Origin of the sequence: Microvirga flavescens (genome assembly GCF_003290125.1) — a bacterium.
GTDB lineage: Bacteria > Pseudomonadota > Alphaproteobacteria > Rhizobiales > Beijerinckiaceae > Microvirga > Microvirga flavescens.
Genome location: NZ_QMKH01000014.1, coordinates 1 through 18775, shown reverse-complemented (window position 1 = coordinate 18775; position 18775 = coordinate 1). Strand labels below are relative to the sequence as shown.

The following is an 18775-nucleotide window of genomic DNA, read 5'->3' as shown; positions in this document are numbered from 1 at the left end:
GGCAGTCGACGTGCGCATAGTGGCGGTTCGTCGTCTCGTACTCGACGTGCGCCGTCGAGATCGTGATGCCACGAGCCTTCTCTTCCGGCGCCTTGTCAATCTGGTCGTACGCCGTGAACGTCGCGCCACCGCTCTCCGCCAGAACCTTCGTGATCGCCGCAGTCAGAGACGTCTTACCATGGTCAACGTGACCAATCGTCCCGATGTTGCAGTGCGGCTTTGTCCGCTCAAACTTTTCCTTCGCCATCGTGGCACCCGTTCGTTTTTAAATCTTCAGTTCGTTGTTCAAAGGGTTCAGGCGTATTTCGCCTGAACCTCGGCAGCCACGTTCGACGGCACTTGTTCGTAGTGGTCGAACTGCATGGTGTAGCTCGCGCGGCCCTGGCTCATACCGCGCAGGGTATTCACGTAGCCGAACATGTTGGCGAGCGGGACCATCGCATTGATGACCACGGCATTGCCGCGCATGTCCTGGCCCTGGATCTGGCCACGGCGGGAGTTCAGATCGCCGATCACGGAGCCGGTGTAGTCTTCCGGAGTCGTGACCTCGACCTTCATCACCGGCTCGAGCAGAACCGAACCGCCCTTCTGGAGGGCTTCACGAAGCGCCGCACGAGACGCGATTTCGAACGCCAGAGCCGACGAGTCGACTTCGTGGAAGGCACCGTCGATGAGCTCGACCTTGACGTCGACCACGGGGAAGCCCGCAACCACGCCTGCGCCGATGACCGAGTTGAGGCCCTTTTCCACGCCGGGGATGTATTCCTTCGGAACGGCACCACCGACGATCTTCGACTCGAACGCGAAACCACCGCCCTGCTCGTTCGGCTCGGCAACGATCTTGACGCGAGCGAACTGGCCCGTACCGCCGGTCTGCTTCTTGTGGGTGTAGTCCACCTCGGCCTTCTTCGAGATCGTCTCACGATAAGCGACCTGCGGAGCGCCCACATTCGCATCGACCTTGTAGGTACGACGGAGGATGTCGACCTTGATGTCGAGGTGAAGCTCGCCCATGCCCTTCAGGATCGTCTGGCCCGACTCCTGGTCGGTCGAGACGCGGAATGACGGATCTTCAGCAGCGAGCTTCGCGAGAGCGAGACCAAGCTTCTCCTGATCAGCCTTCGACTTCGGCTCGATGGCGATCTCGATGACGGGCTCAGGGAACTCCATCTTTTCGAGGATCACGGCCTTGTTCGGATCGCAGAGCGTGTCGCCAGTGCGGGTATCCTTGAGGCCCGCGAGAGCGACGATGTCGCCCGCATAGGCTTCCTTGATGTCCTCACGGTTGTTCGCATGCATGAGAAGCATGCGACCGACGCGCTCTTTCTTGTCGCGGGACGAGTTCAGCAGCGTGTCGCCAGCCGAGACCTTGCCCGAGTAAACGCGGCAGAAGGTGATCGTGCCCACGAAGGGATCGTCCATGATCTTGAAGGCGAGCATGGAGAACGCTTCGTCATCCGACGGCTTGCGGGTGATCGGTTCCTCGGTCTTGAAGTCAAGACCGTCGATCGCTTCACGATCAGCCGGAGACGGCAGGAAGTCCACAACCGCGTCGAGGAGCGGCTGAACGCCCTTGTTCTTGAACGCAGAGCCGCAGAGCACCGGATGGAACGCGCGGCGCTGAACGGCCGTGCGGATGAGACGGCGCAGGGTTGCCTCGTCGGGCTCCTGGCCCTCGAGGTAGGCAACCATCGCCTCGTCGTCCATCTCGACGGCAGCTTCAATGAGCTTGCCGCGATATTCGGCAGCCTGATCCTTCAGCTCAGCCGGGATCTCGACTTCGTCGTACGACGCGCCGAGAGCATCGCTGGACCAGACATAGGCCTTCATCTTGATCAGGTCGACCATGCCACGGAAATCGCTTTCCGCACCGATCGGGATCTGAAGGCAAACCGGCTTGCCGGCCACACGCTTGATGATGTCCGCGACGCACTTGAAGAAGTCGGCGCCGGTCTTGTCCATCTTGTTGACGAACACGACACGCGGAACATCGTACTTGTCGGCCTGACGCCACACGGTCTCGGTCTGGGGCTCAACGCCCTGGTTACCGTCGAGAACGCAGACGGCGCCGTCGAGAACGCGGAGCGAACGCTCCACCTCGATGGTGAAGTCCACGTGGCCGGGGGTGTCGATGATGTTCAGGCGCTTGTCGCGCCAGAAGCAAGTGGTAGCCGCAGACGTGATCGTGATGCCGCGCTCCTGCTCCTGCTCCATCCAGTCCATCGTCGCGGCACCTTCGTGCACTTCGCCGATCTTGTGGGACTTTCCGGTGTAGTAAAGGATACGCTCGGTCGTCGTCGTCTTACCGGCATCGATGTGGGCCATGATGCCGAAGTTGCGGTAGTCCTCAATTGCGTGCGTGCGGGGCATCGCTCAGCTCCTCAAGGTCCTGCCGTTACCAGCGATAATGCGAGAACGCACGGTTGGCTTCCGCCATACGGTGGGTGTCTTCGCGCTTCTTGACCGCGTTGCCGCGATTGTTCGAGGCATCGAGCAGCTCAGCCGAGAGCCGGTCGACCATCGTCTTGTCGTTGCGGGCGCGGGCCGCCTGGATGATCCAGCGGATCGCCAGGGCCTGACGGCGCTCGGAGCGCACTTCGACCGGCACCTGATAGGTGGCGCCGCCGACGCGACGGGAACGGACTTCGATCGCCGGAGCGACGTTGTCGAGGGCCTGCTTGAACACCTCGAGCGGGTTCGCCTTGGCGCGGCTCTCGATGATGTCGAAAGCACCGTAAACGATACCTTCGGCAGCAGACTTCTTGCCGTCGTACATGATCGAATTCATGAACTTCGTAACGACGACATCCCCGAACTTGGCATCCGGGATGATCTCACGCTTCTCGGCGCTATGGCGGCGGGACATGAGGCTAACTCCTACTTCGGCCGCTTGGCGCCGTACTTCGAACGGCGCTGCTTACGGTTCTTGACGCCCTGGGTATCGAGGACACCGCGGAGCACGTGGTAACGCACACCCGGAAGATCCTTCACACGGCCGCCACGGATCATGACCACGGAGTGCTCCTGAAGGTTATGCCCCTCACCCGGGATATAACCGATCACTTCGTAGCCGTTCGTCAGGCGAACCTTGGCAACCTTACGAAGAGCCGAGTTCGGCTTCTTCGGGGTCGTGGTGTAAACGCGCGTGCACACGCCCCGCTTCTGCGGGCACGCCTCAAGCGCGGGAACCTTATTCCGGCTCTTCTGGGCTGTCCGCGGCTTGCGGATCAGCTGGCTGATCGTTGGCATCCTGTGCCCTCTTTCACCGGCCACCCGACCGGGTGGCTCTAGTCCAAAATTCTACGGTTCAGCTCCGCACCGCCTCGATTCGGCAAACCGAAAAGGCTTGCGCAAAACGAAACCACGCCATTGGCCTGTGAGCCCTTGGCGTGTTGCGAGTGCAGAGGATCACGGCGATTTCTCACCGCAGTCGTGCCTCAAGCTGACGATTTGTCAGTCAGTATTGAGTTCGACAGCGTTTAGGCGGCATCAGTCGAAGCTAGGCGCTTCAACTCGCGAACACCTACGGCCCGTCGGGAAGTCCGGGTTCTCTATCCCCCGAGTCGCCCAAAGTCAACCGATTTCCAAAGTTTCCGCGACAGAACCGTCGCGGAGGCCCGATCGGATCCATTTCCTCTTCGTGTATAGAGTATTTTGAGACCCTGCCGACACGGTATCACGAGACCATGTAACGAGGTGAGTGATTTGACTGCAGCGATCCATTTCGAGGGTGATGCCTTCACAATTCCCCAGCAGAAGCCGATGGGACGAAACTATGCCGGATTCGGCTTCCTGTCCGCCTTCAGCCGCCACGCTTCGGCTGAGACGGTCACCGGATTTGTGAAGAACGAGGCCGCCGGCCAGCAATTCAAGGCGGAAGTCGCCAGGCACGCCCCCTCCCGCAAAGCGGACTTCGTTACCGCGCAAAGGATGTCCGGCCTGCGGGACGTGGGCTGCCTTTTCACGCCCAGCATCATCAATGCCTCCCAGGTCTGGGAACGGCATCTGCATGGCCCACGCTCCTGGAGCATCACGGGCGTCAATCACACCCTCTCCTCGGCGCGGGTCATGGATGCGTTGACAAGCTTCCCCACCCTGCCCTTTCAGCCCTGGGACGCGCTGATCTGCACCTCCACGGCGTCGCGCGATGTGGTGACCCGGCTGCTGCAGCGCCAGGCCGAGCACCTTGCCCGGCACCTGGGGGCGACCCGGTTTCCCCTTCCAAAGTTGCCGGTGATCCCCCTTGGGGTGAACTGTGACGAGCGGAGCGGCAATGCCGTCGGGCGCCCCAATGCCCGCGCCGCCCTGAACATCGGGCCGGACGACATCGTGGTTCTTTTCCTGGGCCGTCTGTCTTTTCATGCGAAGGCGAACCCGATTCCCATGTATCTCGCGCTGGAGCGCCTGAGTGCTCGCCACCGCGTCGTCCTCATCGAGTGCGGGTGGTTCGCCAACAGCTCCATCGAGAAGGCCTTTGAGGAGGCGAGAGCCGAACTGTGCCCTTCGGTCCGCTCGATCGTTCTTGATGGAAGAAAGCAAGAGGCCTCCGCTCAGGCCTGGGCGGCAGCGGACATCTTCTGCTCCCTGTCAGACAACGTGCAGGAAACCTTTGGCCTGACCCCTATCGAGGCGATGGCGGCCGGCCTGCCGGTGGTCGTGACCGATTGGGACGGATACAAGGACACCATACGGAACGGCGTGGACGGCTTTACCATCCCCACCATTTCCGCATCGCCTGGCGTCGGCTTTCCGGCAGCGGTTCGCCACGCCCTCGATATCGATTCCTACGACGTCTATATTGGCCATACCTCCACGGGGACGTCGGTCGACATCGACGCCACGGCCGAAGCGTTCGATAAGCTGGCCTCCAACCCTGACCTGCGGCAGCGGATGGGTGCTGCGGGAGCGGCGCGTGCGAGGGAAACGTACGACTGGAAGGTGATCGTGCGCTCCTACGAGCGCCTATGGGATGAACTGGCGGCTCTTCGCAATGAGGGGGCCGACAACCAGGAAAGACTGAAAGCCTGGCCTGCCCGGCCGGACCCGTTCGATCTCTTCGCGAAGTTTCCGACGGAAACGCTGTCTCCCACGCACATCGTCCGTGCAGACCCGGCGCTCGATGCCGCTGCCGCGACGCAGCGCCTGCAATTGAAAGCATCGGCCATGCAGGTATTCCGCCGAATGCCGGAAAAGGAGCTGCTCGCTTTCTGGCAAAGGCTCGCGGGTGGAGAGGCGACGGTGGGCGATATTCTTCAGAAAGAGCCCATGCAGGACAAGTCGGCCCTCGTCCACGCCATCGTCCTCCTGACCAAGATCGGCCTTCTCAAGATCTCGTCACCCGCGCAATAAAAAAGGGCCGCCCGAAGGCGGCCCTTTTCGTATTCATCAAAGCATCGCTCACTCAGCCGCGGGCGGCAATTCGCTGACCTTGGCCTGCGATTCCGAACGCTTCTGCTGCAGGATCAGGTCGTCGCGGCGTGCTGCGACGGCCTTGAGCTGCGCGTTGAGCGCGCCCGTGCCGGCCGGGATCAGGCTGCCCACGATGACGTTCTCCTTCAGGCCTTCCAGCGTATCGACCTTGCCATTGACCGCCGCTTCCGTGAGGACGCGAGTGGTTTCCTGGAAGGACGCCGCCGAGATGAAGGAGCGGGTCTGCAGCGAGGCCTTCGTGATACCGAGCAGAACCGGCACGCCAGCGGCGGGCTTCTTCTTCTCGGCCACAAGCTTCTCGTTGATCTCCTCGAGCTCGAGGCGATCGATCTGCTCACCGTTCAACAGCTCGGAATCGCCACCATCGGTGATCTCAACCTTCTGCAGCATCTGGCGAACGATCACCTCGATGTGCTTGTCGTTGATGAGCACGCCCTGGAGACGATAGACCTCCTGGATTTCGTTCACGAGGTAGGCCGCCAGTTCCTCAACGCCCTTGATCGCAAGGATGTCGTGCGGAGCCGGGTTGCCGTCGACGATGAAATCGCCGACCTCGACCACGTCGCCGTCCTGCAGGTGAATGTGCTTGCCCTTCGGGATCAAGTATTCCACCGGCTCGGAGCCATCGTGCGGCGTCAGCGTCAGGCGACGCTTGTTCTTGTAGTCGCGGCCGAACTGGATCGTGCCGGACTTCTCCGCAATGATGGCTGCGTCCTTCGGACGGCGGGCTTCGAACAGCTCCGCCACGCGCGGCAGACCGCCCGTGATGTCGCGGGTCTTGGCGCTCTCGGTCGAGACGCGCGCGAGCACGTCACCGGCCTTGAGCTTCGTGCCCGGATCCGCCGCGAGGATCGCTTCGACCGGCAGGAGGTAGCGAGCGTCGCTGCCGCGCGGAAGCTTGGCAACCTTGCCGCCCTTGCCCTCGATGATCACCGCCGGACGCAGATCGGCCGTACGGGCCGAACTACGCCAATCAATGACGACGCGCTTGGCGATGCCGGTGGACTCGTCCATCGACTCGACCATCGACTGACCGTCGACGAGATCCTCGTAACCCACGGTACCGTCGATCTCGGTAAGGATCGGACGGCTGTAGGGGTCCCACTCGGCGATACGCTGGCCGCGCTTGATTTTGTCGCCCTCGTCCACCTTGAGGCGCGAACCGTACTGGAGACGGTGCGCAGCCCGTTCGGTGCCGTCCGAACCGGTGATCACCACCGCCACGTTACGGCCCATGACGATGAGATCGCCATCGGAGTTGCGAGCAATGTTCTTGTTGCGGAAGCCGATAGTGCCTTCGAAGCTCGACTCGATGAAGGACGAGTCTGCGATCTGCGCCGCGCCGCCGATGTGGAAGGTACGCATGGTGAGCTGCGTACCCGGCTCGCCGATGGACTGCGCCGCGATGACGCCGACCGCTTCGCCGTGGTTGACCGGCGTACCGCGAGCAAGATCGCGACCGTAGCAGGTGGCGCAGACACCGTTCTTGGACTCGCAGACGAGCACCGAACGGATCTTCACCTCCTGGATGCCGGCGGCGTTGATCGCCTCCAGGTGCGCTTCCTCGATCATCACGCCCTTCGGAACGATGATCGTTCCGTCGGCGGCCACGAGATCCTCGGCCGTAGAGCGGCCGAGAATGCGCGAGGCCAGCGTCGCGACGACCTGACCGGCATCGATGATGGCGCGCATCTTGATGCCCTTGTCGGTGCCGCAATCCGGCTCACGGATGACCGCGTCCTGCGCCACGTCCACGAGACGGCGGGTCAGGTAACCCGAATTCGCCGTCTTGAGCGCCGTGTCGGCAAGACCCTTACGGGCGCCGTGGGTCGAGTTGAAGTACTCGAGAACGTCGAGGCCTTCCTTGAAGTTCGAGATGATCGGCGTCTCGATGATTTCGCCCGACGGCTTGGCCATGAGGCCACGCATGGCAGCGAGCTGCTTCATCTGCGCTGGCGAACCACGGGCACCCGAGTGGGACATCATGTAGATCGAGTTAACCGGCTTGGTGCGTCCGTTCTCGTCCTTCTTGACGGCGGAGATGCGGTTCATCATCTCGCCGGCGAGACGGTCCGAGCACTTCGCCCAGGCGTCGACCACCTTGTTGTACTTCTCACCCTGGGTGATCAGACCGTCCTGATACTGCTGCTCGTAATCCTTCACGAGCGTGCGGGTCTCTTCGACGATCTCCCACTTGTTCTCCGGGATCACCATGTCGTCCTTGCCGAACGAGATGCCGGCGCGGAACGCATTATAGAAACCGAGCTTCATGATGCGATCGCAGAAGATCACCGACTCCTTCTGACCGCAATGCCGGTACACGGCATCGATCATTCCGGAGATCTCCTTCTTCGTCATGAGCTTGTTCACGACTTCGTAAGGCAGGTTCGGGTGCAGCGGCATCAGGCGCGAAAGCATGACGCGACCGGCCGTTGTCTCCACGATCTTGCTGACCGGCTTGCCGTCTTCGTCGAGACCTTCCCAACGATAACGGATCTTGGTGTGCAGCGTGATGACCTTGGCGTTCAACGCATGTTCGATCTCGCCCATATCCGCGAAGGCCTTGCCCTCGCCGGGCTCGTTGTCGGACATGATGGAGAGATAATAGAGGCCAAGAACGATATCCTGCGACGGCACGATGATCGGCTGACCGTTCGCCGGGTGCAGGATGTTGTTGGTCGACATCATCAGCACGCGCGCTTCAAGCTGCGCTTCGAGCGACAGCGGAACGTGCACGGCCATCTGGTCGCCGTCGAAGTCCGCGTTGAACGCGGCGCAGACGAGCGGGTGCAGCTGGATCGCCTTGCCTTCGATGAGGGTGGGCTCGAAGGCCTGGATGCCGAGACGGTGCAGCGTGGGCGCGCGATTCAGGAGAACCGGGTGCTCGCGGATGACCTCGTCAAGAATGTCCCAAACCTCGGGCTTTTCCTTCTCGACCAGCTTCTTCGCCTGCTTGACGGTGGCGGACAGGCCGCGCGCGTCGAGCTTGGCGTAGATGAAGGGCTTGAACAGCTCGAGCGCCATCTTCTTCGGCAGGCCGCACTGATGGAGCTTCAGCTCCGGACCCACCACGATGACTGAACGGCCCGAGTAGTCCACACGCTTGCCGAGCAGGTTCTGACGGAAGCGGCCCTGCTTGCCCTTGAGCATGTCGGCGAGCGACTTCAGCGGACGCTTGTTGGCGCCCGTGATGACGCGGCCACGGCGGCCGTTGTCGAACAGAGCGTCGACGGCCTCCTGAAGCATGCGCTTCTCGTTACGGATGATGATGTCCGGCGCACGCAGCTCGATCAGCCGCTTCAAGCGGTTGTTGCGGTTGATGACGCGGCGATAAAGATCGTTCAGGTCGGACGTCGCGAAGCGGCCGCCATCGAGCGGCACGAGCGGACGCAGATCCGGCGGGATCACCGGAATGACCGTCATGATCATCCACTCGGGCTTGTTGCCGGACTGGATGAACGCCTCGATGATCTTGAGGCGCTTCATCAGCTTCTTCGGCTTCAGCTCCGACGTGGTCGTCGCGATTTCCTCGCGGGTATCGATCGCGACCTTCTCGAGGTCGAGCTCCTGCAGGATGCGACGGATCGCTTCCGCGCCGATCATGGCCGTGAACGAATCCTCACCGTACTCGTCCTGAGCGCGGATGTATTCGTCTTCCGAGAGGAGCTGACGGTCCTTGAGGGGCGACAGGCCCGCGTCGACGACAATGTAGGATTCGAAATAGAGGATGCGCTCCAGATCCTTGAGCGTCATGTCGAGCAGCAAACCGATGCGGCTCGGCAGGGACTTCAGGAACCAGATGTGAGCGACGGGAGCGGCTAGCTCGATGTGGCCCATGCGGTCGCGACGGACGCGCGCGAGGGTCACTTCGACGCCGCACTTCTCGCAGATCACGCCCTTGTACTTCATGCGCTTGTACTTGCCGCACAAGCATTCGTAATCCTTGATGGGTCCGAAGATGCGCGCGCAGAACAGGCCGTCACGCTCGGGCTTGAACGTGCGGTAGTTGATGGTCTCCGGCTTTTTGATTTCGCCGTAGGACCAGGACAGGATCTTTTCCGGGCTCGAGATCGAAATCTTGATCTGATCGAAGCTCTGCGGCTGGGCCGTCTGATTGAAGAGATTCATGACCTCTTGAGTCATCGTCGTCTCCTAGCTGGAGGGGCCTTGAAGCGGCGCCCTCGCCGGCAATTGAATGATGCCGCGGCTGAAGCGCCGCGGCCAGATCGTCAAACAGTCGCGTGTCGCGCCGCTATTCCGCCGCTGCGGAAGGAGGCAGTTGGTCCTGCTCGTCCGCAACCTTGGAGCTGGTCAGCTCCACGTTCAGGCCGAGAGACCGCATTTCCTTCACGAGAACGTTGAAGCTCTCCGGAATGCCCGACTCGAACGTGTCGTCGCCGCGCACGATGGCCTCGTAGACCTTGGTGCGGCCCGCCACGTCGTCCGACTTGACGGTGAGCATTTCCTGCAGGGTGTACGCCGCGCCGTAAGCTTCGAGCGCCCACACCTCCATTTCGCCGAAGCGCTGACCGCCGAACTGGGCCTTACCGCCCAGCGGCTGCTGGGTAACGAGGCTGTACGGGCCGATCGAACGGGCGTGGATCTTGTCGTCGACCAGGTGGTGGAGCTTCAGCATGTAGATGTAGCCCACGGTGACCTTGCGGTCGAACGCCTCGCCGGTGCGTCCATCGTAGAGCGTGACCTGGCCCGACGGATCGAGACCCGCCTTCGCCAGCATCGCTTCGATGTCGGCCTCCTTCGCCCCGTTGAAGACCGGGGTCGCGAAAGGCACGCCGCGGCGCAGGTTCTTGCCGAGCTCGACAATTTCCTCGTCCGAAGCCTCGTCGATCTCCGGCGACTTGCCGTAGATCGAGGCCAGCTCGTCGCGCAGCGCCTTGGCCTTACCCGACTTCATGTAGGCATCGACCGCGAGCGAGACCTGCTTGCCGAGGCCGGCCGCAGCCCAGCCGAGGTGCGTCTCGAGGATCTGCCCGACGTTCATGCGGCTCGGCACGCCGAGCGGGTTGAGCACGATGTCGGCATGGGTGCCATCCTCGAGGAACGGCATGTCCTCGATGGGAACGATGCGCGACACGACACCCTTGTTGCCGTGACGGCCCGCCATCTTGTCGCCGGGCTGAATCTTGCGCTTCACCGCCACGAAGACCTTGACCATCTTCATGACGCCGGGCGGAAGCTCGTCGCCGCGCTGCAGCTTCTCGACCTTGTCGAGGAAGCGCTGTTCGAGGAGCTTCTTCGACTCGTCGTACTGCTTCTGGATGGCTTCGATCTCGGCCATGCGCGCGTCGTCGGCGACAGCGAACTGCCACCACTGCCCACGCGGATACTCGTTGAGCATCTCGCGCGTGACCTTGGCGTCCTTCTTGGCGCCCTTCGGACCCGCGACGATCTTCTGACCGTCGAGGATTTCCGCCAGGCGGGCGAAGGTGTTGCGGTCGAGGATCGCTTGCTCGTCGTCGCGGTCCTTGGCGAGACGCTCGATTTCCTCGCGCTCGATGGCCTGCGCACGCTCGTCCTTGTCCACGCCGTGACGGTTGAACACGCGGACTTCCACGATGGTGCCGGTCACGCCCGGGGGAACGCGGAGCGAGGTGTCGCGGACGTCGGAGGCCTTCTCGCCGAAGATGGCGCGCAGAAGCTTCTCTTCCGGCGTCATCGGGCTTTCGCCCTTCGGCGTGATCTTGCCGACGAGGATATCGCCAGCATGGACCTCGGCGCCGATATACACGATGCCAGCTTCGTCGAGGTTCTTCAGCGCCTCTTCCGAAACGTTCGGAATGTCGCGCGTGATTTCCTCGGGGCCGAGCTTCGTGTCACGGGCCATCACTTCGAATTCCTCGATGTGGATCGAGGTGAAGACGTCATCCTTTACGATCCGCTCGGAGAGCAGGATCGAGTCTTCGAAGTTGTAGCCGTTCCACGGCATGAACGCGACGAGCACGTTGCGGCCGAGCGCCAACTCGCCGAGATCGGTCGAGGGACCGTCGGCGATGATGTCACCCTTGCGCACGATGTCGCCGGCGCGGATCAGCGGCTTCTGCGTGATGCAGGTCGACTGGTTCGAGCGTTGGAACTTCTGCAGGCGGTAGATGTCGACGCCGGGCTTGGTCGGGTCGGTCTCTTCCGTCGCGCGGATAACGATACGGGTCGCATCCACCTGGTCGACGATGCCAGCGCGGCGGGCGGCGATGGCGGCGCCGGAGTCGCGAGCGACCACGGCTTCCATGCCGGTTCCGACGAACGGCGCATCGGCCTGCACGAGCGGCACAGCCTGACGCTGCATGTTCGAGCCCATGAGCGCGCGGTTCGCGTCGTCGTTCTCGAGGAACGGGATGAGCGCGGCGGCGACCGAAACAACCTGCTTCGGCGACACGTCCATGAGATCCACGCGGTCGGGCGAGACGAGAACCGTTTCACCGGCGCGGCGGCAGACGACGAGTTCTTCCGTCAGCTTGCCGGCAGAGTCGATGTCGGCATTCGCCTGGGCGACGTTGTACTTCGCCTCTTCCATCGCGGAGAGATAGACGACCTCGTTCGTCACCTTGCTGTCGCGGACGCGGCGGAAAGGCGCTTCGATGAAGCCGTACTTATTGACGCGGGCGAAGGTCGCCAGCGAGTTGATGAGACCGATGTTCGGGCCTTCCGGCGTCTCGATCGGGCAGATGCGGCCGTAGTGCGTGGTGTGAACGTCGCGCACTTCGAAGCCGGCGCGCTCGCGGGTCAGGCCGCCCGGGCCAAGAGCCGAGAGACGGCGCTTGTGGGTGACTTCCGAGAGCGGGTTGGTCTGGTCCATAAACTGCGAAAGCTGCGACGAGCCGAAGAACTCGCGCACGGCGGCAGCCGCCGGCTTCGCGTTGATGAGATCCTGCGGCATGACCGTGTCGATATCGACCGAGGACATGCGCTCCTTGATGGCGCGCTCCATGCGCAGGAGGCCCAGACGGTACTGGTTCTCCATGAGCTCGCCGACAGAGCGCACGCGGCGGTTGCCGAGGTGGTCGATGTCGTCGATCTCGCCCTTGCCGTCGCGCAGGTCCACGAGCGCCTTCGCCACAGCGAGGATGTCCTCGCGGCGCAGCGTGCGCACGGTGTCCTCGGCGTCGAGGTCGAGGCGCATGTTCATCTTCACGCGGCCGACCGCGGAGAGGTCGTAGCGCTCGGAATCGAAGAACAGCGAGTGGAACATCGCTTCCGCCGTCTCGAGGATCGGCGGCTCGCCCGGACGCATGACGCGGTAGATGTCGAACAGGGCTTCCTCGCGGGAGGAATTCTTGTCCACGGCCAGCGTGTTGCGGATGTAGGGGCCGACATTGACGTGATCGATGTCGAGCACTGGGATCTCGGCGTAACCGACTTCCTCCAGCCCCTTCAGCAGCTTCTCGTTGATCTCGTCGCCAGCCTCGGCATGGATCTCACCCGTCTTCATGTTGACGAGATCTTCAGCGATGTACTGGCCGTAGAGATCCTCATCCGTCGCACGAAGAGCCTTGAGGCCCTTCTCGGCGAGTTGGCGAGCGGTGCGCGCGGTCAGTTTCTTGCCGGCTTCGAGCACGACCTCGCCGGAATCGGCGTCGATCAGGTCGACGCTGGCCTTGAAGCCCTTCATGCGCTCGGCATCGAAGGGAACACGCCAACCGTCTTTCTTCGCCTTTTTGTAGACGACGCGGTTGTAGAAGGTATCGAGAATTTCGCCACCGTTCAGGCCCAGCGCATAGAGCAGCGACGTCGCCGGGAGCTTACGCTTCCGGTCGATACGGGCATAGACGATGTCCTTGGCGTCGAACTCGATGTCGAGCCAGGAACCGCGATAGGGAATGATGCGCGCGGCGAAGAGCAGCTTGCCCGAGGAATGGGTCTTGCCCTTGTCGTGATCGAAGAACACGCCCGGCGAACGGTGCATCTGGGAGACGATGACGCGCTCGGTGCCGTTGACGATGAAGGTGCCGTTGTCCGTCATGAGCGGCATGTCGCCCATGTAGACGTCCTGCTCCTTGATGTCCTTGACCGATCGGGCCGCGGTATCCGGATCCACATCGAACACGATCAGGCGAAGAGTGACCTTGAGCGGCGCGGAGAAGGTCATGCCGCGCTGACGGCACTCATCGACGTCGTACTTCGGCGGCTCGAACGTATACTTTACGAATTCGAGCAGAGCGGTATTCGAGAAATCCGAAATCGGGAAAACCGACTTGAAGACGGCCTGCAGGCCCTCTTCCGGGCGACCGCCCTTGGGCTCGTCGACCATCAGGAACTGGTCGTAGGATGCCTTCTGAACCTCGATGAGGTTCGGCATCTCCGCCACTTCCTTGATTTTCCCGAAGAACTTGCGAATACGCTTCCGGCCGATCAGTGTATTGGCCATCTGGACCTCGTTCCTCATACACGGCTGATCGAGCCCCTCACTCAAGAGGCTGGACCAGCCGCCCAGCGGTCATTCGCCGCCAGCTCGCACCACCGAAATCGAACCCATTTTCAGGGCCCGCAACCGCCGCCCAGGCGCCCAGGCGCCTTGGACGACACAACGGCCCCGGGCAAAAAGAGCCTGGGACCGCTGATTTTTGAGTCCCCGGATCGCTCCGGGGGTAATCCCACGACCTTGCGGCCGCGAAAATTACTTGAGCTCGACCTTGGCGCCGACCTTCTCAAGGGTTTCCTTGATCTTCTGGGCTTCGTCCTTCGACGCGCCTTCCTTGACGGTCTTCGGGGCGCCTTCGACGAGGTCCTTGGCTTCCTTCAGGCCGAGACCCGTGATGCCGCGGACTTCCTTGATCACTTCGATCTTCTTGTCGCCAGCCGAAGCGAGAACGACCGTGAACTCGGTCTGCTCTTCAGCAGCAGCGGCGGCGCCGCCACCAGCCGGGGCAGCCGCAACGGCCACAGCCGCAGCAGCGGAAACGCCCCACTTCTCTTCGAGGAGCTTCGCGAGCTCAGCGGCCTCGAGAACGGTCAGCGACGAAAGATCGTCAACAAGCTTGGCAAGATCAGCCATTGTTTTCAGTCCTTAAGTTCGGTTCGAACAGTTGATGGTTAAGGGTTACGGCCTCACGCCGCTTCGCTCTTGGCATATGCCCCGAAAACGCGAGCCAGCTTCGCAGCCGGCGCGGTCGAGAGCTGCGCGATCTTGGTAGCCGGAGCCTGCACGAGGCCGACCAGCTTGGCACGCAGTTCGTCGAGGGACGGCAAGGTCGCAAGCGACTTCACTCCGTCCACGTTCAGGGCGGTCGCGCCCATTGCGCCGCCAAGGATCACGAGCTTGTCGTTAGCCTTGGCGAAATCGACAGCGACCTTGGGCGCCGCGACCGGATCGCTCGAATAAGCGATCAGGGTCGGACCTTTCATAAGGCCCGTAATGGACGCGACGTCCGTGCCTTCGAGAGCGATCTTGGCGAGGCTGTTTTTTGCGACCTTCACGGTAGCGCCGACCTGCTTCATCTGCGCGCGCAGCTTCTGCATGTCAGCGACGGTCAGGCCAGCATAGTGGGCGACGACGACCACGCTCGTGTTCTTGAACACGTCGTTGAGCGTCGAGACGAGCTCGCGTTTTGCTGCTCTTTCCACTGGGCTCTCTCCGGTTGGCGGAAAATTCCGCCGGTTGCACCTGCCGCCTAGGACCTCGAAGCTTGCGCCTCGAACGCCCTCAAGCGACGCTCTCGCAAGCCCTGTCCCCCAAGCACAGCCCTTTCGGGCAAGCCGGGTGAGATGGTTCGAACCGATCTTTCGACATCCGCTTGCGCGGACTAAAATTCGGCCTTCCCCGTCTATGCAGGCCCTCACGAATTAAGCCGGACAAGCCGGCGCCTGCAGTCTCGGACAGGACATAGCCGGAAAAAGCCAAAAGTTTCCCTTTGACTTTCCGGCTTGTCACCGCTTCGTCTCCGAAGCGGATTCCGGTGCCGCCGACTCCGCCACTCTAGATCATGGCTCCTGCCGGACGGCGATGTATATGAATCTAGAAAGGGTTCCTTATGACGTTTTGCTGCGAATGCCAAGAGGATAATTGCAGCATGTGACGCTAAGGAAGACACGACATGGGAACGGCCAGAGCGGTTTTCAAGCTCTTCCCTATAGAGCGGTGGACATTCACTCAAACCATTGCCGCGTCGGTTCAAGGCAGAAGTATCAACGGAATCGAGAACGAAACTCTATTGCCATTTGGCCCATTCTGGGGGTAGCTGCGAACAGCCGTTTCAACTTGTGCTGGAGATCTGCCTTGTCCGCTAGCAAGTATGCGCTCGTGTTCGTCGCCACTGTTTTTTATGCGCCCTCCCCTATGGCAGCCACCCCGCAGGAACAGAAGTGCCTAGGTGCGCAACAGGTCGCCAGGGAAGCCGAGCAGAAGGCCCGCGAAAGCCAAGCGGTTTGGGAAAAAAGCAAGTCGGAGGCGGATCGCTGCGCGTTTGCCGTAAAACTCAAACATCATTCCCTCGCCATCAAGAAGGTCGGAGAGGCATGCATGGCCTTTGCGGAGACAATATCCAAAGAGATGATTGCCTCCGCGAACGAGGCGCTTCCCACACTAAAGAAAACCGGCTGCCGGGAACTGCGTTGACCTGCAATCAATCACGCTCCAAGCGCCACGTTTGTTGCTCCGATCCAGAGCAAGCACGAAAAAAACCCGGCATTTCTGCCGGGTTTTTAATTCATTCATCGCAAGATGGCCGGTACGCGCCCGGCCATGCCGATGGCAGGCTGCCTTAGCCGGCGAGAACCGACGACGGGTCGACCTTCACGCCCGGGCCCATCGTCGAGGAGATCGCGATGCGCTGGATGTAGGTGCCCTTGGCGCCCGTGGGCTTCGCCTTGGAGACGGAATCGGCAAAAGCCTTGATGTTCTCGACGAGCTTGGCTTCGTCGAAGGAGGCCTTGCCGATGCCGGCGTGGACGATACCAGCCTTCTCGACGCGGAACTCGACAGCACCGCCCTTGGCGGCGGCGACGGCGGCCTTGATGTCCATCGTCACGGTGCCGACCTTCGGGTTCGGCATCATGCCGCGCGGGCCGAGCACCTTACCGAGGCGGCCGACGAGCGGCATCATGTCCGGGGTCGCGATGCAGCGGTCGAAGTCGATGGTGCCGCCGTTGACGATCTCGAAGAGCTCCTCAGCGCCGACGACATCGGCACCGGCAGCCTTGGCCTCTTCAGCCTTCGCGCCACGGGCGAAGACGCCGACGCGCAGCGTGCGGCCCGAGCCGTTCGGCAGGTTGCAGACGCCACGGACCATCTGGTCGGCGTGACGGGGATCGACGCCGAGGTTCATCGAGATTTCGATGGTCTCGTCGAACTTCGCCTTGGCGCGTTCCTTGACGAGCTTCACGGCGTCCTGGATGCCGTAGAGCTTGACGGATTCGATGCCCTCGCGAGCGGCGCGGATGCGCTTGCCTTCATTGGTAGCCATCGTGCCCTCCCTTACGCGACTTCCAGGCCCATCGACCGCGCGGAACCGGCGATCATGGACATGGCGGATTCAACGGAATCGCAGTTGAGATCGACCATCTTCTTCTCGGCGATCTCACGGATCTGGGCCTGCGTCACCTTGCCGACCGTACCGCCCTTGCCGGGGGTTTGCGAGCCCTTGTCGAGCTTCGCTGCCTTCTTGAGGAAGAACGACACCGGCGGCTGCTTCATCTCGAAGGTGAAGGAACGATCCTGATACGCGGTGATGATCACCGGGATCGGCGTGCCCTTCTCCATCTGCTGGGTCTTCGCATTGAAGGCCTTGCAGAATTCCATGATGTTCAAGCCGCGCTGACCGAGCGCGGGACCGATCGGCGGCGACGGATTGGCGGCGCCGGCGGGTACCTGGAGCTTAACGTAGCCCGCGATTTTCTTTGCCATGGGACTGCTCCCCTATGGACCATCCCTCCGATGCCTGTCGGACGAGACGGTGGTTGCAGGTCGCGGTTCGGTCCGTAAAGCTCCCAGTTGGCAACCGGGCGGACCTCCCGCGGGTGATGGCTCTCAAGGAGCCTTTCTCGACCGAGTGACCCGGCCGGGAATTCTTTGCCGTTCTTCCGCAACGCCCAAGAGGCGGCTGCGGAACGGCGCGTCAGACCTTGTCGACCTGACCGTATTCAAGCTCGACCGGCGTGGCGCGGCCGAAGATGGAAACCGCCACCTTGAGGCGGGCCCGGGCTTCGTCGACTTCCTCGACGACGCCGTTGAAGGAGGCGAAGGGGCCATCCGACACGCGGACCTGCTCGCCCACCTCGAAATGAATCGACGGCTTCGGATGCTCGACGCCCTCGGCCACCTGCCCCTTGATGCGCTCGGCCTCGCGGTCCGGGATCGGAACCGGCTTCGCCTTGTCCGCGCCCAGGAAGCCCGTCACCTTCGGGGTGTTCTTGATGAGGTGGTAGACCTCATCCGTAAGGTCGCACTTCACGAGAACGTAGCCGGGGAAGAACTTGCGCTCGGTATCGACCTTACGGCCGCGGCGCACTTCAACCACCTTCTCGGTGGGAACCAGAACTTCGTCGAACTTGTCCTCGAGATTACGCTGGGCGGCCTGGTCCTTGATGGACTGGGCGACCTTGTTCTCGAAGTTCGAATATGCGTGGACGATGTACCAACGCTTCGTCATCTCATCCGCCCCAGTTAGCCGCCGATGCCCATGACCAGCCGAACTCCCCAGCCCATCAATTGATCGGCCACGAAGAAGAAGACGCTGGCAAGAACGACCATGAGAAACACCATCGCCGTGGTGATCATGGTTTCCTTGCGCGTCGGCCAGGTGACCTTGGCGGCCTCCGAGCGGACCTGCTGGATAAAGTCAAACGGGTTCGTCTTCGCCATCTCGCTCCGTCCGCGCGGTTTGGAGCGCGGAACGTCCTCTGATGGGCTCTCGCGGGCCCAAATTGAAGGGGCGCGGAGCATTTAAGCTTCGCGCCACCTGATCGAAATTCACAGTTGTCGGGGCGCTCTTAACCCAAAACGCCCGCCTTGTCGATCCACTGGCAGGAGTGGAGGGACTCGAACCCCCAACCCCCGGTTTTGGAGACCGGTGCTCTAGCCGATTGAGCTACACTCCTCCAGTGGACCGACGGGCGGCGGCGAACCGCCGCCCGTGGCCTATATATTAATCCATAACCGCTGCGACGACGCCGGCGCCGACGGTGCGGCCACCTTCACGGATAGCGAAGCGGAGCTTCTCTTCCATGGCGATCGGAACGATCAGCTGAACTTCCATGGCGATGTTGTCGCCCGGCATCACCATCTCGGTGCCCTCGGGAAGCGTCACCACGCCCGTCACGTCCGTCGTACGGAAGTAGAACTGCGGACGGTAGTTCGTGAAGAACGGCGTATGACGGCCGCCCTCTTCCTTGG

15 protein-coding genes and 1 tRNA gene are annotated in these 18775 nt (G+C 62.0%); 2 read left to right on the top strand and 14 right to left on the bottom strand.

From position 1 onward, the window contains the following. The 4 genes from DQW91_RS16305 to rpsL form a co-directional block, all read right to left on the bottom strand. The coding region (locus DQW91_RS16305) for a GTP-binding protein (protein WP_245411061.1) at window positions 1–247 on the bottom strand (247 nt) is incomplete at its 3' end. Between the two features lie 47 nt (window positions 248–294). After that, window positions 295–2370 (bottom strand): elongation factor G, encoded by a 2076-nt coding sequence (fusA, locus tag DQW91_RS16300; protein ID WP_112664711.1) that lies wholly within the window; start codon window positions 2368–2370, stop codon window positions 295–297. A 25-nt stretch (window positions 2371–2395) separates the two neighbouring features. Then, on the bottom strand, window positions 2396–2866 hold the full coding sequence (rpsG, locus tag DQW91_RS16295) for a 30S ribosomal protein S7 (protein ID WP_112664710.1): 471 nt from the start codon (window positions 2864–2866) through the stop codon (window positions 2396–2398). Between the two features lie 11 nt (window positions 2867–2877). Further along, window positions 2878–3249 (bottom strand): 30S ribosomal protein S12, encoded by a 372-nt coding sequence (rpsL, locus tag DQW91_RS16290; protein ID WP_112664709.1) that lies wholly within the window; start codon window positions 3247–3249, stop codon window positions 2878–2880. Between the two features lie 456 nt (window positions 3250–3705). Between rpsL and DQW91_RS16285 the strand changes: the two genes are divergently transcribed. Continuing rightward, window positions 3706–5349, top strand: coding sequence for a glycosyltransferase family 4 protein (locus DQW91_RS16285; RefSeq protein ID WP_112664708.1), 1644 nt, complete (start codon window positions 3706–3708; stop codon window positions 5347–5349). Window positions 5350–5397: 48 nt separating this feature from the next. Here DQW91_RS16285 and rpoC read toward each other — a convergent pair whose 3' ends face one another. The 4 genes from rpoC to rplJ form a co-directional block, all read right to left on the bottom strand. Further along, a complete protein-coding gene (rpoC, locus tag DQW91_RS16280; protein WP_112664707.1) occupies window positions 5398–9573 on the bottom strand; it encodes a DNA-directed RNA polymerase subunit beta' in 4176 nt (1391 codons plus the stop codon). Between the two features lie 109 nt (window positions 9574–9682). Then, window positions 9683–13813, bottom strand: coding sequence for a DNA-directed RNA polymerase subunit beta (rpoB, locus tag DQW91_RS16275; protein ID WP_112664706.1), 4131 nt, complete (start codon window positions 13811–13813; stop codon window positions 9683–9685). 249 nt (window positions 13814–14062) lie between these two features. Then, on the bottom strand, window positions 14063–14440 hold the full coding sequence (gene rplL / locus DQW91_RS16270) for a 50S ribosomal protein L7/L12 (RefSeq protein WP_112664705.1): 378 nt from the start codon (window positions 14438–14440) through the stop codon (window positions 14063–14065). Between the two features lie 53 nt (window positions 14441–14493). Next, window positions 14494–15009: a 50S ribosomal protein L10 gene (gene rplJ / locus DQW91_RS16265; RefSeq protein ID WP_112664704.1), complete on the bottom strand. Its 516-nt coding sequence runs from the start codon at window positions 15007–15009 to the stop codon at window positions 14494–14496. A 652-nt stretch (window positions 15010–15661) separates the two neighbouring features. Between rplJ and DQW91_RS16260 the strand changes: the two genes are divergently transcribed. Further along, window positions 15662–16000, top strand: coding sequence for a hypothetical protein (locus DQW91_RS16260; protein WP_112664703.1), 339 nt, complete (start codon window positions 15662–15664; stop codon window positions 15998–16000). A 145-nt stretch (window positions 16001–16145) separates the two neighbouring features. Here DQW91_RS16260 and rplA read toward each other — a convergent pair whose 3' ends face one another. The 6 genes from rplA to DQW91_RS16230 form a co-directional block, all read right to left on the bottom strand. Further along, the gene (gene rplA, locus DQW91_RS16255; RefSeq protein ID WP_112664702.1) at window positions 16146–16847 is read right to left on the bottom strand and encodes a 50S ribosomal protein L1; all 702 of its coding nucleotides are present in this window, start codon (window positions 16845–16847) and stop codon (window positions 16146–16148) included. Window positions 16848–16858: 11 nt separating this feature from the next. Further along, the gene (gene rplK / locus DQW91_RS16250) at window positions 16859–17287 is read right to left on the bottom strand and encodes a 50S ribosomal protein L11 (RefSeq protein WP_112664701.1); all 429 of its coding nucleotides are present in this window, start codon (window positions 17285–17287) and stop codon (window positions 16859–16861) included. A 211-nt stretch (window positions 17288–17498) separates the two neighbouring features. Next, window positions 17499–18032: a transcription termination/antitermination protein NusG gene (gene nusG, locus DQW91_RS16245; RefSeq protein WP_112664700.1), complete on the bottom strand. Its 534-nt coding sequence runs from the start codon at window positions 18030–18032 to the stop codon at window positions 17499–17501. A 14-nt stretch (window positions 18033–18046) separates the two neighbouring features. Beyond that, on the bottom strand, window positions 18047–18244 hold the full coding sequence (secE, locus tag DQW91_RS16240) for a preprotein translocase subunit SecE (RefSeq protein ID WP_112664699.1): 198 nt from the start codon (window positions 18242–18244) through the stop codon (window positions 18047–18049). A 159-nt stretch (window positions 18245–18403) separates the two neighbouring features. Beyond that, a tRNA-Trp gene (locus DQW91_RS16235) sits at window positions 18404–18480 on the bottom strand. A gap of 47 nt (window positions 18481–18527) precedes the next feature. Beyond that, window positions 18528–18775: EF-Tu C-terminal domain-related protein (locus DQW91_RS16230; RefSeq protein WP_483466624.1), on the bottom strand; the 248-nt coding region annotated here is incomplete at its 5' end.

Coding starts and splice junctions, on each gene's coding strand:
- fusA (WP_112664711.1), bottom strand. CDS start 2,370: ATGCCCCGCACGCACGCAATTGAGGACTACCGCAACTTCGGCATCATG.
- rpsG (WP_112664710.1), bottom strand. CDS start 2,866: ATGTCCCGCCGCCATAGCGCCGAGAAGCGTGAGATCATCCCGGATGCC.
- rpsL (WP_112664709.1), bottom strand. CDS start 3,249: ATGCCAACGATCAGCCAGCTGATCCGCAAGCCGCGGACAGCCCAGAAG.
- rpoC (WP_112664707.1), bottom strand. CDS start 9,573: ATGACTCAAGAGGTCATGAATCTCTTCAATCAGACGGCCCAGCCGCAG.
- rpoB (WP_112664706.1), bottom strand. CDS start 13,813: ATGGCCAATACACTGATCGGCCGGAAGCGTATTCGCAAGTTCTTCGGG.
- rplL (WP_112664705.1), bottom strand. CDS start 14,440: ATGGCTGATCTTGCCAAGCTTGTTGACGATCTTTCGTCGCTGACCGTT.
- rplA (WP_112664702.1), bottom strand. CDS start 16,847: ATGGCTACCAATGAAGGCAAGCGCATCCGCGCCGCTCGCGAGGGCATC.
- rplK (WP_112664701.1), bottom strand. CDS start 17,287: ATGGCAAAGAAAATCGCGGGCTACGTTAAGCTCCAGGTACCCGCCGGC.
- nusG (WP_112664700.1), bottom strand. CDS start 18,032: ATGACGAAGCGTTGGTACATCGTCCACGCATATTCGAACTTCGAGAAC.
- secE (WP_112664699.1), bottom strand. CDS start 18,244: ATGGCGAAGACGAACCCGTTTGACTTTATCCAGCAGGTCCGCTCGGAG.